Origin of the sequence: Cryobacterium frigoriphilum (genome assembly GCF_004403305.1) — a bacterium.
GTDB lineage: Bacteria > Actinomycetota > Actinomycetes > Actinomycetales > Microbacteriaceae > Cryobacterium > Cryobacterium frigoriphilum.
On record NZ_SOHE01000051.1, the window covers coordinates 21,408 to 44,637 of the forward strand.

The 23,230-nt window shown below is 68.1% G+C and carries 21 protein-coding genes; 6 read left to right on the top strand and 15 right to left on the bottom strand.

Annotation, left to right across the window (positions count from 1 at the left end; genetic code table 11):
- Positions 1–5 precede the first annotated feature (5 nt).
- Positions 6–3,149, top strand: a complete 3,144-nt coding sequence (locus E3T55_RS11715) for a hypothetical protein (protein ID WP_134519756.1) — start codon at positions 6–8, stop codon at positions 3,147–3,149.
- A gap of 32 nt (positions 3,150–3,181) precedes the next feature.
- Here E3T55_RS11715 and E3T55_RS11720 read toward each other — a convergent pair whose 3' ends face one another.
- Positions 3,182–3,838 (bottom strand): NADPH-dependent F420 reductase, encoded by a 657-nt coding sequence (locus E3T55_RS11720; protein ID WP_134519757.1) that lies wholly within the window; start codon positions 3,836–3,838, stop codon positions 3,182–3,184.
- 92 nt (positions 3,839–3,930) lie between these two features.
- Between E3T55_RS11720 and E3T55_RS11725 the strand changes: the two genes are divergently transcribed.
- On the top strand, positions 3,931–4,437 hold the full coding sequence (locus tag E3T55_RS11725) for a MarR family winged helix-turn-helix transcriptional regulator (protein ID WP_134519758.1): 507 nt from the start codon (positions 3,931–3,933) through the stop codon (positions 4,435–4,437).
- Positions 4,438–4,459: 22 nt separating this feature from the next.
- Here the strand turns inward: E3T55_RS11725 and E3T55_RS11730 are convergent, their stop codons facing one another.
- From E3T55_RS11730 to E3T55_RS11765, 8 genes are all read right to left on the bottom strand, one after another.
- Entirely contained in the window at positions 4,460–4,672 is a 213-nt protein-coding gene (locus E3T55_RS11730) for a hypothetical protein (RefSeq protein WP_134519759.1), read from the bottom strand.
- 128 nt (positions 4,673–4,800) lie between these two features.
- Positions 4,801–5,634, bottom strand: a complete 834-nt coding sequence (locus E3T55_RS11735; RefSeq protein WP_241993023.1) for an FAD:protein FMN transferase — start codon at positions 5,632–5,634, stop codon at positions 4,801–4,803.
- Positions 5,634–6,272, bottom strand: a complete 639-nt coding sequence (locus E3T55_RS11740) for an FMN-binding protein (protein WP_134519760.1) — start codon at positions 6,270–6,272, stop codon at positions 5,634–5,636. The genes E3T55_RS11735 and E3T55_RS11740 overlap by 1 nt, the downstream gene beginning before the upstream one ends.
- Positions 6,269–7,693, bottom strand: coding sequence for a ferredoxin reductase family protein (locus tag E3T55_RS11745; protein ID WP_241993024.1), 1,425 nt, complete (start codon positions 7,691–7,693; stop codon positions 6,269–6,271). The genes E3T55_RS11740 and E3T55_RS11745 overlap by 4 nt, the downstream gene beginning before the upstream one ends.
- A gap of 142 nt (positions 7,694–7,835) precedes the next feature.
- Positions 7,836–8,939, bottom strand: a complete 1,104-nt coding sequence (locus tag E3T55_RS11750) for an FUSC family protein (RefSeq protein WP_241993025.1) — start codon at positions 8,937–8,939, stop codon at positions 7,836–7,838.
- Between the two features lies 1 nt (position 8,940).
- On the bottom strand, positions 8,941–11,478 hold the full coding sequence (locus tag E3T55_RS11755; protein ID WP_134519761.1) for an ATP-dependent helicase: 2,538 nt from the start codon (positions 11,476–11,478) through the stop codon (positions 8,941–8,943).
- Positions 11,479–11,527: 49 nt separating this feature from the next.
- Complete coding sequence (locus E3T55_RS11760; protein WP_134519762.1) at positions 11,528–12,559, bottom strand: glycerophosphodiester phosphodiesterase family protein; 1,032 nt, start codon at positions 12,557–12,559, stop codon at positions 11,528–11,530.
- A gap of 9 nt (positions 12,560–12,568) precedes the next feature.
- Positions 12,569–13,129 (bottom strand): STM3941 family protein, encoded by a 561-nt coding sequence (locus E3T55_RS11765; protein WP_134519763.1) that lies wholly within the window; start codon positions 13,127–13,129, stop codon positions 12,569–12,571.
- Between the two features lie 196 nt (positions 13,130–13,325).
- Here E3T55_RS11765 and E3T55_RS11770 point away from each other — a divergent pair, with 196 nt between their 5' ends.
- From E3T55_RS11770 to E3T55_RS20290, 3 genes are all read left to right on the top strand, one after another.
- On the top strand, positions 13,326–14,099 hold the full coding sequence (locus E3T55_RS11770) for a Bax inhibitor-1/YccA family protein (protein ID WP_134519764.1): 774 nt from the start codon (positions 13,326–13,328) through the stop codon (positions 14,097–14,099).
- A gap of 90 nt (positions 14,100–14,189) precedes the next feature.
- A complete protein-coding gene (locus E3T55_RS11775) occupies positions 14,190–16,064 on the top strand; it encodes a pyruvate kinase (protein WP_134519765.1) in 1,875 nt (624 codons plus the stop codon).
- A gap of 49 nt (positions 16,065–16,113) precedes the next feature.
- On the top strand, positions 16,114–16,281 hold the full coding sequence (locus tag E3T55_RS20290; RefSeq protein ID WP_166791769.1) for a hypothetical protein: 168 nt from the start codon (positions 16,114–16,116) through the stop codon (positions 16,279–16,281).
- Between the two features lie 378 nt (positions 16,282–16,659).
- On the opposite strand, the gene guaA is transcribed toward E3T55_RS20290, so the two are convergent.
- From guaA to E3T55_RS11800, 5 genes are read right to left on the bottom strand one after another with little or no spacing between them, the layout of a single operon-like run.
- A complete protein-coding gene (gene guaA, locus E3T55_RS11780) occupies positions 16,660–18,294 on the bottom strand; it encodes a glutamine-hydrolyzing GMP synthase (protein WP_134519766.1) in 1,635 nt (544 codons plus the stop codon).
- A complete protein-coding gene (locus E3T55_RS11785) occupies positions 18,291–18,740 on the bottom strand; it encodes a DUF3817 domain-containing protein (RefSeq protein WP_134519767.1) in 450 nt (149 codons plus the stop codon). The genes guaA and E3T55_RS11785 overlap by 4 nt, the downstream gene beginning before the upstream one ends.
- A 9-nt stretch (positions 18,741–18,749) precedes the next feature.
- Entirely contained in the window at positions 18,750–19,601 is an 852-nt protein-coding gene (locus E3T55_RS11790) for an SURF1 family cytochrome oxidase biogenesis protein (RefSeq protein ID WP_241993026.1), read from the bottom strand.
- Between the two features lie 5 nt (positions 19,602–19,606).
- The gene (locus E3T55_RS11795) at positions 19,607–21,124 is read right to left on the bottom strand and encodes a cation:proton antiporter (protein WP_134519769.1); all 1,518 of its coding nucleotides are present in this window, start codon (positions 21,122–21,124) and stop codon (positions 19,607–19,609) included.
- Positions 21,125–21,127: 3 nt separating this feature from the next.
- Positions 21,128–21,655 carry a cation:proton antiporter regulatory subunit gene (locus tag E3T55_RS11800; protein ID WP_134519770.1) on the bottom strand — a complete coding sequence of 176 codons (528 nt, stop codon included), beginning with the start codon at positions 21,653–21,655 and terminating at the stop codon, positions 21,128–21,130.
- Positions 21,656–21,929: 274 nt separating this feature from the next.
- Here E3T55_RS11800 and E3T55_RS11805 point away from each other — a divergent pair, with 274 nt between their 5' ends.
- A complete protein-coding gene (locus E3T55_RS11805; RefSeq protein WP_134519771.1) occupies positions 21,930–22,910 on the top strand; it encodes a type IV toxin-antitoxin system AbiEi family antitoxin domain-containing protein in 981 nt (326 codons plus the stop codon).
- A gap of 132 nt (positions 22,911–23,042) precedes the next feature.
- On the opposite strand, the gene E3T55_RS20295 is transcribed toward E3T55_RS11805, so the two are convergent.
- Positions 23,043–23,230: hypothetical protein (locus tag E3T55_RS20295; protein ID WP_166791770.1), on the bottom strand; the 188-nt coding region annotated here is incomplete at its 5' end.

The window sequence follows — 23,230 nt, forward strand, 5'->3', positions numbered from 1 at the left end:
TTCTCATGAACGCGTCAGTTCCCTCTGCAGCTCAGCCCTCCGCAGCTCAGCCCTCAGAACCGCAGGGCCCGGCACCCGAAATTCTCGAGTTGCGCATCCACGGCATCAAGAACACCACTCCGGCCGAGATGCTCGGGGTCGAACAGGTCGACCAGGTCGAACGCGCGACCGGCGACGACCTCGGTGCCTTTTGGGTCGAGAAGTCACCACCAGCGCAGCGCCGCACCCGCCGGGAGGCCTACTCGTGGGGCAACATGGCCCGCTCGGGTGGCGGTCCGCTGGCGATGATCGGCACCCTGTTCGTGCACATCGGCTGGTTACTGATCCTGCCGTTCGGCCTGTGCAACGTCGCCTACTGGACCCGCCGCATCCCGAGAACTCAGCCGGCGACGAGCTGGAACGGCGGTCGCGGAGCACCGACCCTGCGGCTGTTTGCTCTCGGCCTGACCCTCATCTACGTGACGGCCCTCGCCTCCGTGAGCCTCGACCTGATCGGCGTGCAGTGTTATCCGCAGGCCGGATCCGTCTGCAGCCAGCTGCCCGCGGTCTTCGACGCGCTCGCGGACCTGTCGCGCGGCCAACGGCTGGCGCTGCTCACGCTCATCCCGCTCGGCATCATGCTGTTGCTCTACGCGGTCTCGCACCGTGCCCGGGTGGAATACGAGCCCAATATTGCACGACTGGCAGAACCACTCACGGGTGGCGCGTCGGCCGAGGGAACCCCCGTCGCCCCGGTACTTCCTGACACGACGGTGCTGCCGGGTGCGACGGTGCTGCCGGGTGCGACGGTGCTTCCTGATACGACGGTGCTGCCGGATGCTTCGGCCGACGCGGCGCCGGAACCCTCGGCCGGGGATGCGCCGTCGGGCACGCCCCTGCTGGCTCGGGCCGAATTCTGGGTGCAGGCCCGCGTCGCCGCGACGACGGAACGACTGCACCTCGCCGCGGTGCTGCTGCTGCTCGCATTGCTGCTGGCGAGTGACCGCGTTTACGTGAGCATCGAGCAGCGACAGCTGCCCCAATTCGATCCGGTCGCGGCCCTCGTCACCGCGCCCATCGGATCGGTCTGCCTCGGACTGGCCGTGGTCGGCCTCGCCCTGGTGATCATCCTCACGGGGCGGGCCTCCACGACGGAGCCTGACCGAGTGCTCGTGCGACGCCGCATAGCCGGCTGGCTCCTGGCGGGCTCGGCGGTTCTGCTGCTCGCCACCGGTCTCTCCAGCATTGCCGATCCGGCAGCGTTGATGCCGCTCGCCGCGGACGCTGCGCAGCCGGTTCGCGTCGTCGGGCTCGAGGCCGCTCCCACCCTTCTCGCGGGGGTGCTGCTCGGACTGAGTGTCGCAGCACTCGGCTGGCGCCGGGGCGTTCCCATGCGACTCTCGCTCCTGGTTCTGCTGATCGCCCTCGGTTTCATGGTCGTGGGTCGCACGCTGAGCGAGGGTCAGCAGATCATCGCCCCCGCGGCGGTTCCGTATTACGTCGCGGCGGCCGCTCTGGTGGTGGTGGAGCTGGTACTGGTGCTGGTGTATCCGCTCGGCCCGAACCGTGCCGCCCGACGCGCCCGGTTCGCCTATCAGGGCTGGCTCGGCATGGGCCCGGGCGTGGTCATGCTGCTCGCGCTCGGCGTCGCGATGACGCTCGCCAGCCTCGTCGTGGTGGGCTTCGCGGCCTACCTCGCGATTCCGTTCACACCCGCCCCGACGGGGGGACTGCGCAGCGTCGAAGACTTTCCACTGATCGTGCCACCGGCCTACGTCGAGTTCGGCGTCGTTCTGCTCGGCATCCTGTTGGTCTTTCTCGTCTTCACGGCGGCGACACTCGTGCCGCAGATGACCCGGCTGTTCCGGCTCAGTACGCCTCGGCTCATCCGTGACGGCAACGTCACGGACCCCGGCGAGCAGATTGCTCCGCTGCCGGGCTATGGTCAGGCTGGTGGTCCCCCGGTCGAACATTCGACCGACCGTATCAATCTGCGAGCACTCAAGGCGCGCCGTTTAGCGGCCCTCACCCAACGCGGAGAGCCGCTGCTCGGTTTTCTGGCGGCGACCATCGGCGTGGGACTCGCGGTGACCGTGGTTCTGCGAATCCCCGAGGCGTCGGCTCTTGCGACGGCCTCGACTGCGCCGCCCGAATGGATCACCGCCTTCACGCTCGCCGCACCGACCATTGCGATCGGCATCCTGTCGGCGAGCGCGCTGACCGCCGTCGGCCTGATCGCACTCAACGCGCTGACCAAGACGGAGCGGCCGCTGGGCCTGCTCTGGGATCTGATCTGTTTTCTGCCGCGGGCGGGGCATCCGTTTGGGCCGCCCTGCTATTCCGACCGCGTGGTACCCGAGCTGAACTCGCGGGTGCGGGCCTGGCTCGAACCCGAGGGAACACCGCGACCGCAGCGCCGCGTCATTCTGTCGGCGCACAGCCTCGGGGCCGTGCTCGCGGTGTCGACGGTCTTCGCACACGTCGCCCGCACAGCCGCCGACCAGCCGATCGCTGGCGCTGCCGACGGTGATACCGACTCCGCGCCTCGCATCGGACTGGTGACCTACGGCACGCAGTTGCGTGCCTATTTCGGCCGGTTCTTTCCCGAGCTGCTGGGCCCCGACGTGCTCGGCACCCGACCCTGCCGGGCGCCGCGCCTGTTTGGCGGCGACCCGTGGCTGCGTCAGGTGCTCGCCGATGAACAGGATGAGGGCACGACGGCACCGCAGAGCCCCGGCAGCCTGCGAGCGGTGCTCACTCCACCGCAAGCGGATGCTGTGCCGCCGGCTCCGTTCTGGATCAGCCTCTGGCGCCGCACCGATTTTCTCGGTTTTCCGGTCAACAGCTACGCGGCCAATGTCATTGACCGCGGGGCAAGCGAGATCGAGCCGAAGACCTACCTGTTCGCCATCGCGACCCACGGCAGATATCCCGACGTCGCCCAGTACAGCGGCGCAGTCGACGATCTGCTCGGCCGGATGCTGCCCGAAACCGTCTCAGTGCCGCCGACGGCGCCCGCGGCCACCGTGTCCACGACGTCTTCTGCGACCGTCGCAGAAACTGTCGCAGAAACTGTCGCTGAGACGGAGGCCGGGACAGTCACCGTCACCGTCACGGTCACCGAGACAGTCACCGAGACGGTGACGAGAAAGTACGGCTACACAGACTGAGCGGCGGCGGGAGGCGGCATCCGCCTGGCGAACTAGACGAGAACGTTGACGGCGGTGTTCCAGTTGAACGAGGCGTGGGCCGGGTTGACCTGCAGGGTCATGATGAGCAGCTGGAAGCCCTCGAGTTCGCGGGCGCGGCGCAGCGGGCCGACGTCGAGGGGGCGCAGGGCAGCATCCGTCACGAACGAGGCGACAGCGTCCTTGGCGCTCTGCGACTCGCCGGCGATGAAGACGTCGAGCGGCGTGCCATCAACGGCGCCGGCGGCGAGCGGGCCCGCGAAGGTCGTGTTGAACGCCTTGACGATGTTCACGCCGGGGGCGGCGAGCTCGGCGAGTTCCTCGGCGGCGGAGGTACCCGGCGCGACCGTGAGGGAGTCGAAGGTGGCAAAGTCGATGGGGTTGCTGATGTCGATCACGGTCTTGCCGACGAGGGCCGATCCGAGACCGACAACCAGTTCGCGGGCGGCGTCGTACGGCACCGCGAGCACGACGATGTCGCCAGCCAGCTCGCCGGCGAACGGCAGGGCGATCGCTGCGCTGGTGACGGATGCACCGAGCTCTGTCGCGAGCGCGGCCGCCGTGGTCTCATCCCGGCTCAGAATCTGCACGGCGCGACCGGCTGCGACGGCGCGGGTTGCAATGCCGCGGGCCATGTTGCCGCTGCCGATGATGGTGATGGTGTCAGTCATGGGATTCTCTTTTCCTCGGAATTTGGTTGAAGCAACAACTAAAACCTAGAGCACTTTGGTTGAAGCGTCAAGTTACCGGGTAGAATTCGTGAATGGACGACACCTCGACCCCCGAACCGCGCTGGCTCAACGACGAGGAGCGCACCGCCTGGCTCCGACTGATCGCGGTCACGATGTTGCTGCCGAGCCGACTCGAATCCGAACTCAAGCGCGACGCCGGACTCAGTCACTTCGAGTACTACGTGCTCGCGATGATCTCCGAGACCCCCGAGCGCGCCCTGCTGCTGACCGAGGTCGCGGCCCGCACCAACGCCTCCCTCTCACGCCTGTCCCACGTGGTCGGGCGGCTCGAGACACAGGGATTTCTCTCGCGCTGCACCTCCCCCACCGACGGCCGGGCCTCGCTGGCCCGCCTCACCGAGGCCGGCTGGGCGAAGGTCGTGGCGAGCGCTCCCGGCCACGTCGAGGAGGTGCGCACGGTCGTCTTCGACTCCCTGCACGACGGCCAGGTCGAACAGCTCAGCGCAATCTGCGCTCAACTGCTTGGCGCCCTCGACCCGCAGCACGTGCTGCTCGGACTCGGCGAGCGCCTGCCCTAAACGATCTCCGCCGTACGATCCCTTACAGATCGTCGCGGTAGAAGCCCCTGTTGTCTTCCTCTTCGTCGCCATCGCCGCCACCATCGACCGCGCGCTCGTCAGCGTCGCTTCCCCAGTCGTCGAGGTCGACGTCGTCATCGTCGTCGTCGAGCACGAGCTCCTCGTCAGTGCCCGTTTCGATCTGGGTCACATCGCGGTCGTCGTCGGTCCAAAATCCATCGGGTTCGGGTGACATGGTCAGCCTCCAGCGGCAATCTGAGTGGTGGTGTGCCTGAAAAGTGTCGATCACATGGTGACGGTGAAGTTGAATCGGGGGCCACGGTACCCCTCTCGTCCGACACGATCAAGCACCCTCAGCATCCGTTACCGGCGCAGGCCCGGAGTGGCCAGCAGCCCGCCGCCCTGCAGCACGGCAAGCACCTCGATCTCGTAGGTGGCCGCGCACTGGTTGAGCATCGGCTCGCCGCCGGCCACAATCGCCGTGGCGAGCACATCCGCGGTCACGATGTCGGCCGCGAGCACGCTGACCTGCCGAAATGGCGAGCGAATGCCGGGGGCCGGCGTCCAGATATGGTCACCGCGCTCCGCGCTGCCCGAGGTCGCGACGGCTCGCAGCGGCGCCCGAAGCGGCACGGTCGCGAGCAGGTCAAGCCGGTCGAGCGGATTCACGAGGGCGACGACCCAGTCCGGGTCGACGTTCGGGTCGAGGCGGCGCGCGAAGGTGACGTTGGGGCATCCACTCACGAGGATGTCACCGCCCGCGTTGATCGACCAGGCCTTCTGCCCGAGCGATTCGAGTGCGGATCCGGCCTCGACGATCGCCAGCGCCTTCACGATGCCGGAGAGATCGATCACGCCGTCACCCCGGTGCGGAGTGAACACCCCGTCGGTGCGATCGCGCCAGTCGAGCGCGAGGGCGTAACAGTCACGCAGCTCACGGCTGGCATTGGGCAGACGGATGGCCCCACTCGCCACCCGACTCAGCTCCGATCCGGGGCGGTACAGGCTGAAGCGGTCGTCCCAGCGGTCGAAGACCCCGGCCACGGCGGCGCGAGCGGCGTGCCGCAGCACCGGACCGCCGGCATCGGTCAGCCCACCGTTCAGCCGCACGCTCACAACCGTGCCCATGCTCTGCAGGGTGATCGCGGTCACGCCGACCAGGCCGGCGGTCTCGATCGCCGCGTGATGCAGCGCCATCAGAAGCCGGCCGCGTCGAGGGCGGACTGCAGGGACTGCAGGTAGGCGTCGGTCGTGTAGGTGGCGCCGCTGACGTTCTGCACGTTCGCGGACTGGGCGGCAATCACCTCCGAGCGCAGAATCGGTGCGGCACGGGCGCTGATCTGCACGGACTTGCGGTCGTCTGCGGTCAGCTGCAGGGCCGTGACGTCGGTGATCGCACCGCTCGCGATCGTGACCGACACCTGCACGTTGCCGAAACGCGTGCCGACGACTGAGCCCGTGAAGGTTCCGTCCTGGCCCGCCGTCGACGATGCTGCTGCGGCGGCCGCATCGGCAGCCACCTGGGCGTCCGCCGCGACTACGGCAGCCGCCTGGGCGTCCGCGGCGGCCTGCGCTGCCGCTGCGGTGTCGGATGAGGCAGCCGCGACAGCCGCCGCCTCCGCGGCCTGGGCCGTGGCAGCCGTGGCCGCCGCGGCCTCAGCGGCCTGAGCTGCGGCATCCGTCGCCGCCGTCGACCCGGTCCCGGCCGTCGAGGCGGTGTTTCCGGAGGCGGTCAGGCTCTGGGATGCCTCGATCGACTGGGTGCCGAGCTGCCATCCGATGCCCAACACCGAGACGGACGCCACGGTGGCCAGTAGTACAGCGCGTGTTCTCACCAGTCGAACCTTTCGTAGTGAATCTGTCGGGTGGGGAGGCCGGCCGAGCGAGCGTCGCGCACGACGGCGTCGGTAAAGCGGCGCGGGCCGCAGACATACACATCGGAGTACCGCAGCTGCGGCACCAGGGTCGCCAGGGTGATGCGGGCGGCCGCGGCATCCGCCGGCAGCCAACTGCCGCCGCGCGGTGGCCGCTGTCCGGCGAGGATACGCAGTTCAGCACCGCGGCGCTGGCAGAGCTCGATGATCTCGGTGCTGAGGTAGCTGTCGCCGACGCTGTGCGAGCGCAGCAGCACGGTCGCGCCGCCGGGCGCGAAGTCGGCACTTTCGAGCAGTGACCGAATCGGTGCGACCCCGATTCCGGCGGCGACGAGCACGAGGTGCGGGGCGGTGCGGGCCCGATCGGTGAAGATGCCATAGGGACCCTCGAAGCTCACCCGGGTGCCGCGGGCCACGCTCGGCAGGTCGGCCGAGGCGTCGCCGAGCGCCCTCACGGTGATGCGCAGGCTGTCGTTGGTCGGCGCCGCCGACAGCGAGAACGGATGCGCCTGCCACCACAGTCCGTGGCTCCAGAATCGCCAGATGAAGAACTGCCCGCCGTCGGCGCGAAGCCTGTTCAGCGCGCGACCCGTGAGGGTGAGGGACGCCACGCCCGGGGCGATCCGCTCGACGCGGTCAACGACGAGGCGGTGACGCAGCGAGCGCACGATCGGCACCACGAAGCGGTAGGTCACGATGGCAGCAGCGACGCCGAGGTAGAGCGCGAGCCAGTAGTAGCGGGCGATAGTGCCCTCGGCCAGCAGTCCGCCGACACTCAGCTGATGAGGGATCGACACCAGCACGGCGAGGTATCCGAGCAGGTGCACGGCGTGCCAGGCCTCATAGCGAAACCGGCGGCGCACGACGACGAGCGAGGTGACGACGACCGCCATCAGCAGGGCCAGCCCGAGAAAGGCGAGCGGCATGTCGGGTAAGGAACCGAACATGCTCCAGGTCTCGGCGAAGACGTTCACGTTTTCGGCCGCCGCGTAGCCACCGATCAGAAAGACGGCGTGACCCAGCAGCAGGTAGAGGGCCGGTTTGCCGAGTTGTTGGTGCAGCGCCATCGCGCTGTCGTGGCCGAAGGCCCGGTCGATGGGCGGCAGTCGCGCGGCGAGGAGCATCATCACGAGCAGCAGGTCACTGCCGACGAGGCCGGTCACAATGCCGATCGAGGTGAGGGTATCGGCGGCGGTGCCGAAGTCGGCGGCGCCGCCGTCGGCGAGGAAGAGCGCGATGACGAGGGCGACCGAGGTGACGCAGAGGGTCTGCAGGGTGTCGGCGAGGCGCATCCGCTTCTTGTAGGCGGGGCGAACGGGGGTGGGGACGCGAGTGGCCGCTGGCGTCGGGCCGGGCCGGGTACTGCGCGTGTCGAGGGTCATGAGGAGAGCATCGCGGCCGACCTCATCGAACAGCTATCGGGAGGCTGAGAAAAACCTGTGAGGCTGCACTGCGGTTCCACCGTGTCCGCCGGGGCGTGGCGAAAGCAGGACGCGACCGCGAAAACGAGCCATATCGTCCTGCCTACGACGACACACGCGCAATTCGTCCTGCATTCGCCACGCGGCGGCGCTGAGTGGCCTGCACGAGCAGCACGATCACGAGTGCGACCACCCCACCGAGGGTCGTCTCGAGCACCCGGTCGACGAGCAGCGTCGCGACCGGCTCGGGGCTCACCAGATGCACGACCGTGAGCGCCAGCGGCGTCACAAACAGCAGCGCCGCGCCATAGTGCCGACCGATGAACAGTTCGGCGCCGAACTGGGCGACCGCGATGACCAGAATGAGCACCCAGATTGGGGGGCCCGGCAGCAACACGAGCCCGGCGACGCCGACGCCAAGCACGGTACCGATGATGCGGTGAAACGCCCGCGAGACCGAGTGGGCGGCATGCGGCGGCGGCAGTACTGCCACGACCGCGATAACCGCCCAGTAGGCATGCCCGAGGCCGAACGACATCGCGATCGCGCCGGCCATCAGCGCACCGATCACGTTCTGTGCCACGTTCAGCCAGACCAGCCCGTCGGCGACGGCCCGGGGCTGCAGGGGCGCGGAACGCGACAGGTCCTTGAACAGGGCGGGTTCGCGACGCCCGGCGAGGCGACGCAGCAGCCATCCCGACATCGTCAGCGCCCAGGCGACGGATGCTCCCGCCACCGCCACGAGCAACCGCGGCCCGAACTCCCCCGCCGGAACGGCGATCTCGGCGACGACGGCGTAGCCGAAGACGAAGAAGATCGGAGTGCCGGGGAACAGCCCGAGGGTGCGGCAGAGCACAATGGTCAGCCCGAGCACGAGCACCAGTCCGCCCGTGAGGGCGAGCAGCCCCGCACCCAGATTCGCCAGGGTCAGGGCGAACGCGATGACCGCGAGCATGAGCAGCGCGGCGGCAGTGACGGTGCGCATCCGCTGCCGGTAGGGCTCATTGCGTCCGTAGAGGCTCGTCATCGCGCCGAAAGCGGCATATGCCGCCCAATCGAGCCGGTCGAGTGAGGCGAGCACCATCAGCGGAACGGCCACGGCGACCGCCGCCCGCGTGGCGACCTCGAACTGCCAGCCGCGCAGCGAGCGCAGAAACTGCAGCAGGGTTTCCGGCCGCCGCCCGGCGCCGGAACTCGATGAAACCAAGCTAGATCTTTTCGATCGGTGCGACCTTGATCAGCAGTTTCTTCGACCCGGAGGTGTCGAACTGCACGTGCGCGATGCGTTTTGTGCCCTCGCCGGTGACCTGGTTGACGAGTCCGTCGCCGAAATCGACGTGACGGATGCGGTCCCCCGCCTCGAGCGTGAGGCTGCCGTTGTCGCGCACGGTTCCGGTGATGCGGTTCGCCCATTCCGTCTTCGTCTTGGGCGGCGCCGGCGGCAGTCCCGCGAGCTCTTTGCTGCGGCCGTTGAAGCCGCCGCCGTAGCCGTCGCGGCGCACGTTGAGAGCGCGCGGCTGGGTGCCGCCGCGGGAATTCGCCATGCCCGGCGATTGCCGCCAGTCGATGAGGTCGGTCGGGATCTCCTGCAGGTACCGGCTCGGCATGGCCACGTTGATGTCACCGAACTGGGCGCGCGTCATGGCCAGCGACAGGTAGAGCCGCTGCCGGGCCCTGGTGATGCCCACGTAAAACAGGCGGCGCTCCTCGGCCGGGCCGCCTGGCTCATTGGCGGACATCTGGTGCGGCAGCAGGCCTTCCTCGATGCCGGTCAAAAACACGGCCTCGTATTCGAGGCCCTTCGCGGTGTGCAACGTCATGAGCGACACCGTTCCGGAGGCGTCGTCGAGGTCGTCGGCGGCCGCGACGAGCGACACCTGGGTGAGAAAGTCGACGAGACCGCCGTCGGGGTTCTCCTTGTTGAAGTCCTTGGTCTGAGCGACGAGTTCTTCGATGTTCTCGGCGCGGGCCTCGTCTTGCGGGTCGCGGCTGCCGCGCAGCACGGCGAGCAGGCCGCTGCCCTCGAGCAGAAACTCGAGCACCTCGCTGACGTTGGAGCCGCCGCTCCCGGTGCCGTCTTCAGCGACGACCGTGGGCACGAGCATGAGCGCGGCGGCGTCGAGCAGTTCGGCGAGCTTGAGAATGGCGCCGGTGACCTTCGGGCCGAGGCCGAGCGCACTCGAGTTACGCATCGCCTGGCGAAAGGTGAAGTCGTTATCGTCGGCGAAGCTCGCGAGTGCGGTCTCGGTCGCGGGGCCGATGCCGCGCTTGGGGGTGTTCAGAATGCGCCGCAGGGCGAGTTCGTCGACCGGGTTGGCGACCGCGATCAGGTAGGCGAGGGCATCCTTGATCTCGGCACGTTCGTAGAATTTGGTGCCGCCGACCACGCGGTACGGCGTGGCGGAGCGTACCAGGATTTCTTCGAGCGCGCGGGTCTGCGCGTTGGTGCGGTAAAACACCGCCATGTCGCGGTAGGCCATGCCGGCCCGGTGCAGCACGTCGATCTCGTCGGAGACGAACTGGGCCTCGTCGTGGCCGGAGTAGGCGGTGAAGCCCACGATCTTCTCACCGTCGCCGCCGGCGCTCCAGAGTTTCTTGTCTTTGCGGTCGAAGTTGTGGCCGATCACGGCGTTCGCCGCCGAGAGGATGTTCTGCGTCGACCGGTAGTTCTGCTCGAGCAGAATCACCTTCGCACCCGGGTAGTCCCGTTCGAACTCGGTGATGTTGCGGGTGTCGGCGCCGCGGAAGGCGTAGATCGACTGGTCGGAGTCGCCGACCACGGTCAACGAGGCGCCCGGGATGCCGCCGGTCGCGTCGCGCAGGTTGCGCACGTGAACGCCGTCGCGGTCCATCTGCTCGGCCAGGGCGGTCGTGACCGGGCGGGTCAGCTCGTGCACGAAGGCGTACTGGGCGTGGTTGGTGTCCTGGTATTCGTCGACCAGCAGGTGCCGAAACCGGCGCCGGTAGAGGGCGGCGACATCGGGGAAAGCCCGGAACAGGTAGACCGTCTCGCCGATCAGGTCGTCGAAGTCGAGGGCACTCGCGGCGCGCAGGCGAGCCGTGTACTGGCGGAAGATCTCGACGAACATGACCTCCTGCGGGTCGCTCATGTTCGCGTTGCGGGCGTAGGAGTCGACATCGGCGAGCTCGTTCTTGAGCTTGGAGATCTTCGCGCCGGCCGATCCGGGCGTGAACCCGTAGGTGTCGGCGTCGAGGCTCTTGATGATGCGCTTCAGGGTGACCTTGGTATCGGCCGAGTCGTAGATGCTGAAGCTCGACGACAGGCCGATCTTCTCGGCCTCTCGGCGCAGAATGCGCACGCACGAGGAGTGGAACGTGCTGATCCACATGCCGGATGCCCCGTCACCGAGAATCGCCTGCACCCGTTCGCGCATCTCGGCGGCGGCCTTGTTGGTGAAGGTGATCGCGAGAATCTGGCTCGGCCAGGCATCCCGGGTCTCCAGCAGGCTCGCGACGCGACGGGTGAGCACACTCGTCTTGCCCGAGCCGGCGCCGGCGATGATCAGCAGCGCCTGCCCGCGATACTCAACCGCTTCACGCTGCTGCGGGTTGAGTCCGTCGAGCAGGCGGCCGCGGTGCTCGCCGCCGGCTTCGCCCCCGACGCTGCCGACCGGGCCGCCGTGCCCGTCGAGGATGATCGGGGTCGCGCTTGCGGACGGCACCGAACCTCCCGTCTGGGCGGGGCGCGCAGGCGGCTGGTATTCCGGAGCAGAAGAGGGTGTCATATCGGGTTCAATTCTAGGCGAGGCGTCTGACACCCACCGGGGACCGCGGTCAGCCGAGCAACAGGTCCTCTTCGCGCTGCAGCTCGGCGCGCACCATCACGGCGAGGTCGGGGTGATCCACGAACACGCCATCGACGCCCGAGCCCATGATCGTGCGGAACTCCGCCGACCAGTTGCCGAACTGGGCCTTGTAGCGGCCGCGGCGAAAGCTCGGCGCGAGAAAGCGGTTCTCCGGCCGCAGGGTCCAGCAGTAGATGTAGAGGCCGGCGGCGTGGGCCGCGTCGACGAGGGGGCTCGCCCCCGTGACGGTACCGTCGGCATCCGTTTCAAGAATCAGCGACTTGGGCACGCTGACGCCATCGACGGTGCCGCGCAGGTCGTAGAGGCCGGCATCGGTCAGGTAGTGGGCGTAGCGGGGGGCGTCGGCGCCGAGCTGGGCGACCAGGTCGGCCGGCTTGCCCCGCGCCTCGAGCAGCAAAATGCGCTTGCCGTACACGCCGCGATCATGCAGTTGAGCGAGCACGGTCGGTTCGAAGCTTTCGATGATCAGCCGGCCGTCACCCGCGTTCCAGCCGGCCCGGTTGATCTCGGCGGCGAACAGTTCGTCGAGCGGCAGCCCGATCGAGGCGAAATAGGACGGATGCTTCAACTCGGCCACCATGCTGCGGGGCGCGCGGGCGATCTCGGCGGCTCGGTCCACGATCTTCATGACGTCGCGCAGCCGCAGCATGCCAAACTGCCCGTCGAAACTCGCACTGTTCTTACGCAGCGCGGGCAGGCGTTCGCGCATGCCGAGGGTGCGCAGCTCGGCCCAGGTGAAGTCCTCGGTGAACCAGCCGGTCAGCACCTTGCCGTCGACGGTTTTCGTCGTGTGGCGGGCGGCGAATTCGGGGTGATCGGCGACATCCGTCGTCTCGGATATCTCGTTTTCGTGGCGCACGACGAGCACGCCGTCTTTCGAGGCGACGACGTCGGGTTCGACGGCGTCGGCGCCGAGGGCGAAGGCGAGTTCGTAGGCGGAGCGGGTGTGTTCGGGGCGGTAACCGCTGGCGCCGCGGTGACCGATGACTAACGGATGCATCCGCTCAGGCTAGTCCTCCGGCCGCCGTTCGCCGTGATCGTCGGCCTGCGCCGCCCATGCGGCGTAATACTCCTCGACCGCCGTGACCACCCTGCTGGCGGGGCGGTCGAAGAGCAGGGCGGGCAGGGTCAGGTCGTATCCGCCCGTGTGCTGCCGCGCCCAGGCGAGCTGGCCTGCCGTGACCCTGCCGGTCAACGATGCGATGTAGGAGTCATAACTTCGCAGCCGAAAACCCACGACCTTCGCCCTCGACGCACGTGCGATTCCGACACTTTCGAGGTCGACCCACGGAACGAATCCACCGGACCACACCGTGAAACCGTCCAGAGTCATGACCAGAACAGCCCCGGCGCGCGGTGCCTTGATGAGAAAGAAGATGCCGCCGCCGCCAAAGAAGACGATGGCGGCGACAGCGATGACCGCTTCGTACAGGTTCGGATCGGAGGCCAGCATGAACGCACCGACGACCGCGAAGGCGGCACACCCCAGCACGACCAGCGTCAGCTTGCGCTTCGACGCGGTGAGGCTCACGACGGGCAGACCCGCCGGGGATGGTGTGGGCGAACGCATGGTTAACCCTATTCCGCCGCCGAGCAGCCGGGCAGGCCGGGCGGATGCCGATGGCCGGCATCCGCTCACAGCGAACCGTTCTCAGGCTGTAAATCCACTGATGGCCACTGCAATCGGAGGGGGTCTTCGGTACAATCGGAACACTGCCCGTAACGGGTGTCCCGCCTCCCACAGCTGATTGAGAGCATCGATTTACATGGCAACCTCCAACCCCGCGTTCTCCCGAAACGCCGCGTTCGGCGCCCCCGGCGCGCTGGCGGCTTCCCGCACTTTGTCTGACAACGACCTGCAGGACATGTACAATAAGCCCTCCGCGGGCTCGCAGGACACCGGTCACATGACCTACGAAGACACGATCACCAAGACCGGCATCGCATTCGCCGTTCTGCTCGTGGCCGCAGCTGTCGGCTGGATGATCCCGATCCTCGCGATTCCGGGCGCCATTGCCGGCCTCGTGCTCGGCCTCGTCAACACGTTCAAAAAAGAGCCCTCGGTTCCGCTGATCCTGCTCTTCTCGGTGGCCCAGGGACTGTTCGTCGGTGGCATCTCGGTGTTGTTCGACGCGATGTCCGAGGGCATCGTCACTCAGGCCATCCTCGCGACCCTCGTCGTGGTCGGTGTGACCCTCGCCCTGTTCCGCAGCGGCAAGATTCGCGCCTCGAAGAAGGCCACCAAGATCTTCCTGATCGCCATGGTCGGCTACGCCGCCTTCTCGCTGATCAACTTCGGCCTCGTCGCCTTCACCGGCGCCGATAGCATGCGCTCCGGCACCCTCGGCGTCGTCATCGGTCTGCTCGCAGTCCTCATGGCCGCGTATTCGCTCGTGCTCGACTTCGACTTCGTACAGAAGGGCGTGCAGAACCGCGCTCCCCGCAAGTACGGCTGGTCCGCGGCCTTCGGAATCGTGCTGACCGTCGTCTGGCTCTACATGGAGCTGCTGCGCATCTTCGCGATTCTGCGCGGCGAATAACCCGCACGAGTTTCACGACACTGGGCCGGCCCTTCGGGGCCGGCCCTTTTTCTCTGCCCGGTGGCAAGCGCGGCGCACCATACTGGGGGTATGTGCTCGCCGGAACGCGCCGACCTTCTCGCCCTGCAGATCGACGTTCAGGCCCTGCGCCGCGACATTGTGCTCGCCGCGCACCGGCAGGCCGCCGAGATCGCCGCCGTGCAGCCGCGCCACACGTTCAGCGCCACCAACCTCGTGCACTACACCGAGCTGCGCGCCCACGATGTGCGCGACCTGCAGGCCCGCCTCGCCCGCTACGGGCTGACCTCGCTCGGGCGAACCGAGTCCCACGTGCTCGCCAGTGTGGACGGGCTGCTGCGCACCCTGGCTCGGCTCACCGGTTCGGCGACGGATGCCACGGATGCGGCCATGGCTGCGGCCGCGGCCGCCGCGATGCCCCCAACGCCCGCTCTCCCGACCGACACGCCGCCGGGCGGCGCAGCCCTGCTCACCCGCAACACCGCGCTGCTGCTCGGCGCCCAGCCCGCGCACCGCTCGACCCGCATCATGGTGACGCTGCCGAGCGAGACGGCGGCAGACCCCGATCTGGTCGCCAGCATGCTGTCGGCCGGTATGGACCTGGCCCGCATCAACTGTGCCCACGATGACGCGAGCGGATGGGCCGCGATGATCGCGAACATCCGCTCTGCCGAAGCCAGCACCGGCGGCCGCTGCCTCGTCGCGATGGACCTCGGCGGTCCCAAGCTGCGCACCGGCCCGATCGAGGCCGGCCCCGAGGTCGTGAGGGTGAAGCCACGGCGTTCGGCGACCGGGACCGTGCTCGAACCGGCGCTGGTCTGGCTCGGCGGCCGGCCCGTGCAGCACGACGCGGCCGGGACATCCGTCGTGCCGGTGGTCGAGGCCGGCTGGGCCGCACGCCGACGCGTCGGCGACGACATCACCCTCGTCGACGCCCGCGGCTCGCACCGCACGCTCACCGTCGAAGGCATCGCCGGCGACGGATGCCTCGCCGCGCTGACGCAGACCACGTACTTCGTTCCCGGCCTCGACCTCGCTGCGGGCGACGACCACGCGCACGTCGGCTCGCTGCCGGCCACCGCGCAGGCCCTGCTCGTGCACCGCGGCGACACACTCGTGCTCACCGCCGACCTCGCGCCGGCACCGGTCGCCGTGAGCACGGACGGCAGCGCGGTTCACCGTATCGGCTGCACCCTGCCCGCCGCATTCCGCGACGCCCAGGTCGGCGAGCGGGTCATGCTCGACGACGGCAAGATCGGCGGAGTCATCACCGCCGTCGCGACGCGCGAGGTGACCGTTGATGTCACGAGCGCCGGCGTTGACGGAACCAAGCTGCGGGCCGAGAAGGGCATCAATCTGCCCGATACCCGGCTCGCCATCTCGGCCCTCACCGAGCACGACGTGGCCGATCTCGACTTCGTGCGCCGGCACGCCGACATCGTCAACATGTCCTTTGTGCGCAGCGCCGACGACGTGCGTGACCTGCTCGACCGACTGCAGGGCAGTCCCGAAGTCGGCGTGGTGCTCAAGATCGAGACCGTGGCGGCCTTCGAGGCGCTGCCGCAGATTCTGCTCGAGGCCATGCGCTGGCAGAACGTGGGCGTCATGATCGCCCGTGGCGACCTCGCCGTCGAGGCCGGATTTGAGCGGCTCGCCGAGGTGCAGGAGGAGATCCTCTGGCTCTGTGAGGCCGCCCACGTGCCGGTGATCTGGGCGACGCAGGTGCTCGACACCCTCGCCCGCACCGGGCTGCCGTCGCGGGCCGAGGTGACGGATGCCGCGATGGCCGAACGCGCCGAGTGTGTGATGCTCAACAAGGGCCCGTTCATCGGCGAGGCCATCACGATGCTTGCCGGAATCCTCGGTCGCATGCAGGGCCACACCGACAAGAAGCGCAGCCTGCTGCGGCGCCTGCGCGCATGGGACCTCGATACCCCGGAGCCGTAAGGCAACTCATCGGCACCCCGGCGCCGGCGGAATGTGGTTGGCTTGAGACATGCATGTGATCGAACTGAGCCTCATCGCCGCGCCCGGGCTGCTGCCCGCCGAAATTGAAGGCAACGTGGCCCCGCTCGGCTATGTCTCCGGGGCCGTCATTCTGCTCGGGCTGCTCGGCGTCGTGATCATCGCCATCCGTCGCTGGCTGAAGGCCCCCAAAGACTAGTGCCGTGGGCCGTCCCGCCGGATTTCGACCGCGCGGGGGTCCCGCCCCGGCGGCGCGGTCGCGGGTGCGAATCGCAGGGAGTGCGCCGTGTCCGAGGATCGGCTTGCGGGGCCTCGACCGGCGGGAAGTACGCCCGCCGGCTCGACCAGCGAAATTTGTCACCCGCTGGTTGAGCCGCGAGCTTGCGAGCGGTCGAAACCCGGCGAGTCAATCCTCGGACTGTAGCTCCGCTGACGCAAGAAGTGCCGCGACGCGGCGCTGCAGCACCTGTGGACGGTGCCCACGGAATTGAGCCCCAACGGCAGCCCGACACCACCGCCACCACCACGAAGGGCCGACTCTGTGCGAGCCGGCCCTTGCTGTCACGCTAGCGCGGGATCACTCCCACTCAATGGTTCCCGGCGGCTTCGACGTGACGTCGAGAACTACACGGTTGACCCCGTCGACCTCGTTCGTGATGCGGTTGCTGATCTTGGCCAGCAGGTCGTACGGCAGGCGGGTCCAGTCGGCGGTCATGGCGTCTTCAGAAGACACCGGACGCAGCACGATCGGGTGACCGTAGGTACGGCCGTCGCCCTGCACGCCCACCGAGCGCACGTCGGCGAGCAGCACGACCGGGCACTGCCAGATTTCGCGGTCGAGGCCCGCGGCGGTCAGCTCGAAGCGTACGATCGCATCCGCTTTACGCAGCAGGTCGAGGCGGTCCTGCGTGATCGATCCGACGATACGGATGCCCAGGCCGGGCCCGGGGAACGGCTGGCGCTGCACGATCTCCGCCGGCAGACCCAGTTCCATGCCGATGGCACGAACCTCGTCCTTGAACAGAGTGCGCAGCGGTTCGACGAGTTCGAACTTGAGGTCGTCGGGCAGGCCGCCCACGTTGTGGTGGCTCTTGATGTTCGCGGTGCCGCTGCCGCCGCCGGATTCGACGACGTCGGGGTACAGGGTGCCCTGCACGAGGAAGCGGATCGGATCGCCGTCGATTTCCTTGGCCTCTTCGATGAGCTCGGCCTGGGCCTGCTCGAAGGTGCGGATGAACTCGCGGCCGATGATCTTGCGCTTGGTCTCGGGGTCGCTCACGCCCTCGAGGGCGGTGAGAAACTGCTCGCGCACATCGACGGTGACCAGGCGGATGCCGGTGGCGGCCACGTAGTCCTCTTCGACCTGGCGACGCTCGTCTTCACGCAGCAGTCCGTGGTCGACGAAGACGCAGACCAGCTGGTCGCCGATGGCCTTGTGCACGAGCGCGGCAGCGACGGCGGAGTCGACCCCGCCGGAGAGGCCGCAGATGACCTTGCCGGTGCCGACCTGGGCGCGAATCTTGGCAACCTGTTCGGCGATGACGTTGCCGCTGTTCCAGTCGGCGGCGATGCCGGCGGCGCGGTGCAGAAAGTTCTCGAGCACGTGCTGGCCGTTTTCGGAGTGCTTGACCTCGGGGTGCCACTGCACGCCATAGAGGCGACGTTCGTCGTTGGCGAAGGCCGCGACCGGGGTCGAGACCGAGGAGGCGAGCACGGTGAAACCGTCGGGGGCGGTGGCGACCGAGTCGCCGTGGCTCATCCAGACGTTCTGCGCGTCGGGCTGATCGGCGAGCAGCACGTTGTCGCCGTTGCTGACGGTGACCGGGGTGGAGCCGTATTCGCGGGCACCGGTCTGCGCGACGGTGCCGCCGAGGGCGGTCGCCATGACCTGGAAGCCGTAGCAGATGCCGAGCACGGGAATGCCGAGGTCGAAGATCGCGGCGTCGAACGCCGGTGCGCCCTCGGCGTAGACGCTCGACGGGCCACCGCTCAGCACGATGCCGAGCGGGTTCTTGGCCTGAACCTCGGCGGCGGTGATCGTGTGCGCGACGATCTCACTGTAGACGGATGCCTCGCGCACGCGTCGGGCGATCAGCTGCGCGTACTGCGCACCGAAGTCGACGACGAGTACCGGGCGGTCGAGCCCGGAGAGGTCACCGGCGAGCAGCGCTGCGTCAGCGGTGTTTTCGGAGGTGGGGGTGGTGCCGGTCATGAATGGGCCTCGGCCTTCTCGGCTTGTGCCGCGGTTGTGTCAGCGTTCTCGGCGATGAAGCGCTTCACCGTGCGGGCCACGGGGACCTCGACGATGAAGGACAGGGTGGGCACGACGCCGCCCAGGGCGATGAGCACGAAGCGCCAGAACGGCCAGCGCATGAGGCTCCAGAGGCGGAAGTCGGCGAACAGGTACAGCACATAGAACCAGCCGTGGGCGATCAGGATGCCGGTGCTGAGGTTGATGGCCGTGACCGTGTCGGTCGGCACGAGGGCGAGGAACCCCTGCGGGCCGCCCATTTCGATTTCGTGGCCGAAGGAGTACTTGATGACCATTTCGATGCACAGCAGCAGCAGGAAGACGCCGGTGATGGTCGATGAGACCTGGTACAGCCGGAGCGCACCGGGGATTCTGGGCAGATCGGCGAGCTTGGGTTGACGAGGCATGGCTTAATTCTACGGGGCCGGGGCGTGGGAAACGGCAGGGTGCCCGGTCGAGGGCTCTTCGTCGGCGGCGGCTTCGGCGAGCGCCGCGTCCGCGGCATCCTCTTCTTCGCGTTCGACCGCGTCGCGTACCAGGCGGTACCAGATGTACACCGCGAAGCCCGCGAACACGGCCCACTCGATCGCGTAGAAGATGTTGAGCCAGTTGAGCTCTTTCTCCACCACCGGGATTGGGGAGTCGATGACGGCCAATCCCGGTGCGGCTTCGGTATCGACGACGTAGCCGAAGTACACGGACTGGTCGGTGAAATCCGCCCACAGGTTAATGAGCGTCGCCGGGGCGACGGTGTTCATCGCGTACGGATCGCCCTGCTCGTCGGGCAGTTCCGGGGCCTCACCCGGCAGAAACCGGCCCGTCAGGGTACTGGGCGCGTAGTTCTCCGGGGCGTTCAGCAGGCCAGCGGTGTTGTCGGCATCCGTCGCCAGGGCGGCAAGGGCGGCGCGGGCATCGCCCTCGTGCTCGGCCCAGCCGCGGGCAACCGCGATGCTCGAGCCCTGGGCGGTGACGAAGTGGCTGACGACCCAGTAACCGAGGGTGTCGCCGTTGAAGCGCTGACCGACGAGTTCTTCATCGCCGGCCACGTAATAGCCCGAGGCCGTGATCATCTGCCCGGTCGCGACCTGCTCCACCGGGCCGTCAGGCTGCACGACATCGCCCAGCGGGGTCACGAGCTCGGTCGTGCGCTCCACGACGACACCGGATGCGATCGCGCGCTCCAGCTGCCAGTGGCCCAGCACCGCAAACGCGGCGGCAATGGCGAGGGCGAGAAGCAGGGCGAGCACCCAGCGGGGGCGCACCATCATTCTGATCACGAATAGTCTCCTGGCCGGGCATTACGGTCCGGCTTGTCGGCGGGGGCGGTGGGGTTCTGCGTGGGTTTGTGCGTGGGGTCGAGACGGTCGGTGACGAAATCGAGCATGGAATCACCCGAGCGGGCGGATTCGGCGGGGGCAGCATCCGTCGCCGTATCCGTCGTCGCGGTATCCGTCGTCGCGGTATCCGTCGTTTCGGCAGCGGCCGGGTCGTCTGCGTGGACCCGGGCCTCGGTGACGCGTTTCACGGCACGTTTGGTGTCGTCTCCGCTCGGGTTGGCGGTCGCCGCTTCAACGAGGGCGATCTCCTCCTCGAGCATGACATTGCGCGGTTTACGCCCGACGACCGGCACAGTGCCGCGCAGGTAGGTGCCGATCTTCTCCGAGTTGGCGGTGAAGAGCGGGCCGAGAATCGCCATCGAGAGCACGTAGAGACCCGCGAAGGGCTGCAGCCGCGGGTCGAGGCCGGCGCCGATCGAGAGCGTCGCGAGAATCAGGGTGAACTCGCCGCGATTCACGAAGATCGCGGCCGTGTTGAGTGCCTCCCGGCGCCCCATTTTGTGCAGATAGGCCAGCAGCGCCCCGGAACCGAGGCTCAGCACGAAGGTCATCACGATCGCGAGCAGCACGATGCCGATCACGGGCGGAAACTCGGCCACGTCGAGGGCGAGGCCGAAGTTGAGAAAGAAGAACGCCGCGAAGACATCGCGCAGCGGCACCGCAACACGCTCGATCTTGGCCCGGTACGTGGATGCGCCCAGCACGACGCCGATCAGAAAGGCGCCGATCGCATCCGTCACGCCGATGATCTCGCCAATGCCGGCGAACAGCACGACGAGGCCGAAGAACAGGATCGTGAAGAGTTCATCGTCTTTGGTACGGATGAGGCGCGACACCACGCGGCCACCCCAGCGGGCGAGCGAGAACATGACGACCAGAAAGAGGAACGCGATCGACAGCTGCAGCACGATCGGCCAGATCTCGGTCTCGCCGCTGAGCACGACCGAGACGATCGAGAGGTAGATGGCGATGAAGATGTCGCCGACGACGGTGACGCCGAGGATCATCGGGGTCTCTTTGTTGGCCAGGCGGCGCAGCTCGATGAGCAGCTTGGTGATGATCGCGCTCGAGGAGGTGCCGGTCATGCCGGCGATCACGAGCGCCTCGCGGGCACCCCAGCCCACCATGATGCCGAAGATGAAGCCGGCGCCCATGTTGATGAGAATCCACGAGCCACCGGAGATGAGCAGGGTCTTGGCGTTGCCGAAGAATTCCTCCTGATCGAACTCGAGGCCGAGGCTGAACAGCAGCAGCACGAGCCCGAAGACCGCGATCAACTCGATGTCCCCGGAGGCGAAGTCGAGGGGAAACCATTCCGTGTGCGGGCTCGCCAAAACGCCGACGATCATGTAGATCGGGATGGTCGGCAGGCCGATGAGCTTGCCGAGACGCCCGAGCACATACGCCACGACAAAGAGGATGCCGAGCACGAGAAGGTCTTCGCCCAAATGCATTGGCTAGCCTCCGGGCGGCGCGTCGACGGACTTCGCCTTCACTTCACCGGTGCGAAAGAAGGAGAAGGCCTTCACGACCTTCTCGGGCGAGCCGGCGACGACGAGCGTGTCGCCGGGAAAGACCTTGAAGTCCGCGGCCGGAGCAGGGTTGGCGGATTCGCCGCGCACGACGGCGACCACGGTGAGGCCGGCGATGCCGCGCTCGGCCGGGTTGCCGAGGGCCTGGCCGGCGATGTAGTCCTCGTAGTCCACGGTGAACCAGTCGATGCTGAGGCCGGGGATCTGGTCGAGCGCGGTGAGTGACTCGGTGATCTGGGTGCCGCCGAGCAACTCGGCGAGGGTGTGGGCTTCGTCCTCGCTCAGGCGCAGGGACACCTTGCTCGCGTCGGGGCCACCCTCATCGTCCGCGAAGGTGATGAGGTCGCTGTGGCCGGAGCGGTGGGCGATGACGCCGACCTTGCCGCCGTCATCCGTGATGAAGGTGTGCAGCACACCGACTCCGGGGAGTTTGACCCGCCGAACATCAACCATGGTTACGACTCCCGGGGGTTATGGGCAGGGGCTAGGGGCACTGTCCCCATTCTACCGGAGCGCGCATGCGCGTCAGCCGGGCCGGGCGTCGGATCGCGCGCACCCCGCCGTGCGGGCATGAGCGCCCCCGATACGGGTGCCCGCTACGGCGGTTACCGTAGCGGGCACCCGTATCGGGCGCGGCCGCACTATCCACAGCCCGGAGATCACGGAAGTTGTCCACAGATTGCCGCTCACCGCCGCTGCAGCGCTCGGCGGGTGCCAGTCTCGGGGCATGACCCAGACATCCGCAGAATCGACAGCGCTCATGGCCATTACCCGCGCTCACGGCCTCATCGTGCGCTCCGACGCGATGGCCTTCGGCCTTGAGCAGGAGCTGCGGCGCGAGTTCGAGCGGGGCCGCATTGTTCGTCTGCGACATGGCGTCTACCTGAGCACCACGCTCTGGTCCGCGCTCGACCAGAACGAGCGCTATCTCTGCCGCATTCGAGCCTATGCGGCGATCAGCCCCGAGCCGCCGCTGTTCTCGCACTATTCAGCCGCCGCAATCTGGGGTTTGCCGCGGCCCACGAGCTGGCCGACGGATGTGCACATCACCGTGCCCGAGGCATCTGGCGGCCGGTCACGGCACGGCGTGGTGCGGCATACCGGGGAGACCGAGCCGGTCTGGGTCGAACGGGGAGGGCTCCGCGTCACGACGGTCACGGACACGGCGGTGCAGTTGGCGCGGGTGCTTGCCTTCCCCGAAGCCGTGGCCATGCTCGATCGGGCCATTCATATTCCGCGGCGCGGTGTGAGCCTGGCCACCCGCGACGAACTGGAAACCTCGCTCGAAGCGCTCCGCACCCCCGCCCGGCTGAAGGGACGTGACGCGGCGCTACGGGCGGGCGCCTTCGCCACCACGCAGTCAGGCTCGGGCGGCGAATCGACCAGTCGCTCGAACATCTTTCTGCTCGGCTTTGTGGTCCCCGAGCTGCAGGTGCGCTTCGACGACGCGCTCGGCTTCATCGCCTTCGTCGACTTCTTCTGGCGCATGATCAACAAGGTCGGCGAGTTCGACGGTCTCGGCAAATACGTCACAGAGGAGTACACCCGCGGCCGCACTACAGCACAGGTCGTCATGGAGGAGAAGGCCCGTGAAGATCGCGTGCGCGCGCTCGGCCCGACATTCGCGCGGTGGGACTGGCCGATCGCCCGTGATCTCACCGTTTTCGGCCGATTCCTGACCGGTCATGGCATTCCCCGCGCGCGGTGAGAGCCCCCGGAGTCCCGGCCAGGTCGGCCGTGCGGCGGCACCATCATGGCCGCGCCCGAAACGGGTAGCCGCTACGGCCGTTACCGTAGCGCTCACCCGTATCGGGCGCACCCACATCTGCCCGGGGCCGGGTCAGCCGGGCAACTCGCACGGCCGCGCCCGAAACGGGTAGCCGCTACGGCCGTTACCGTAGCGCTCACCCGTATCGGGCGCACCCACATCTGCCCGGGACCGGGTCAGCCGGGCAACGCGCACGGCCGCGCGGGCGCCGTCGGCAGCGGATGCCACGGGCCCGGCCACCGCGGGCGGACCCCGCACCG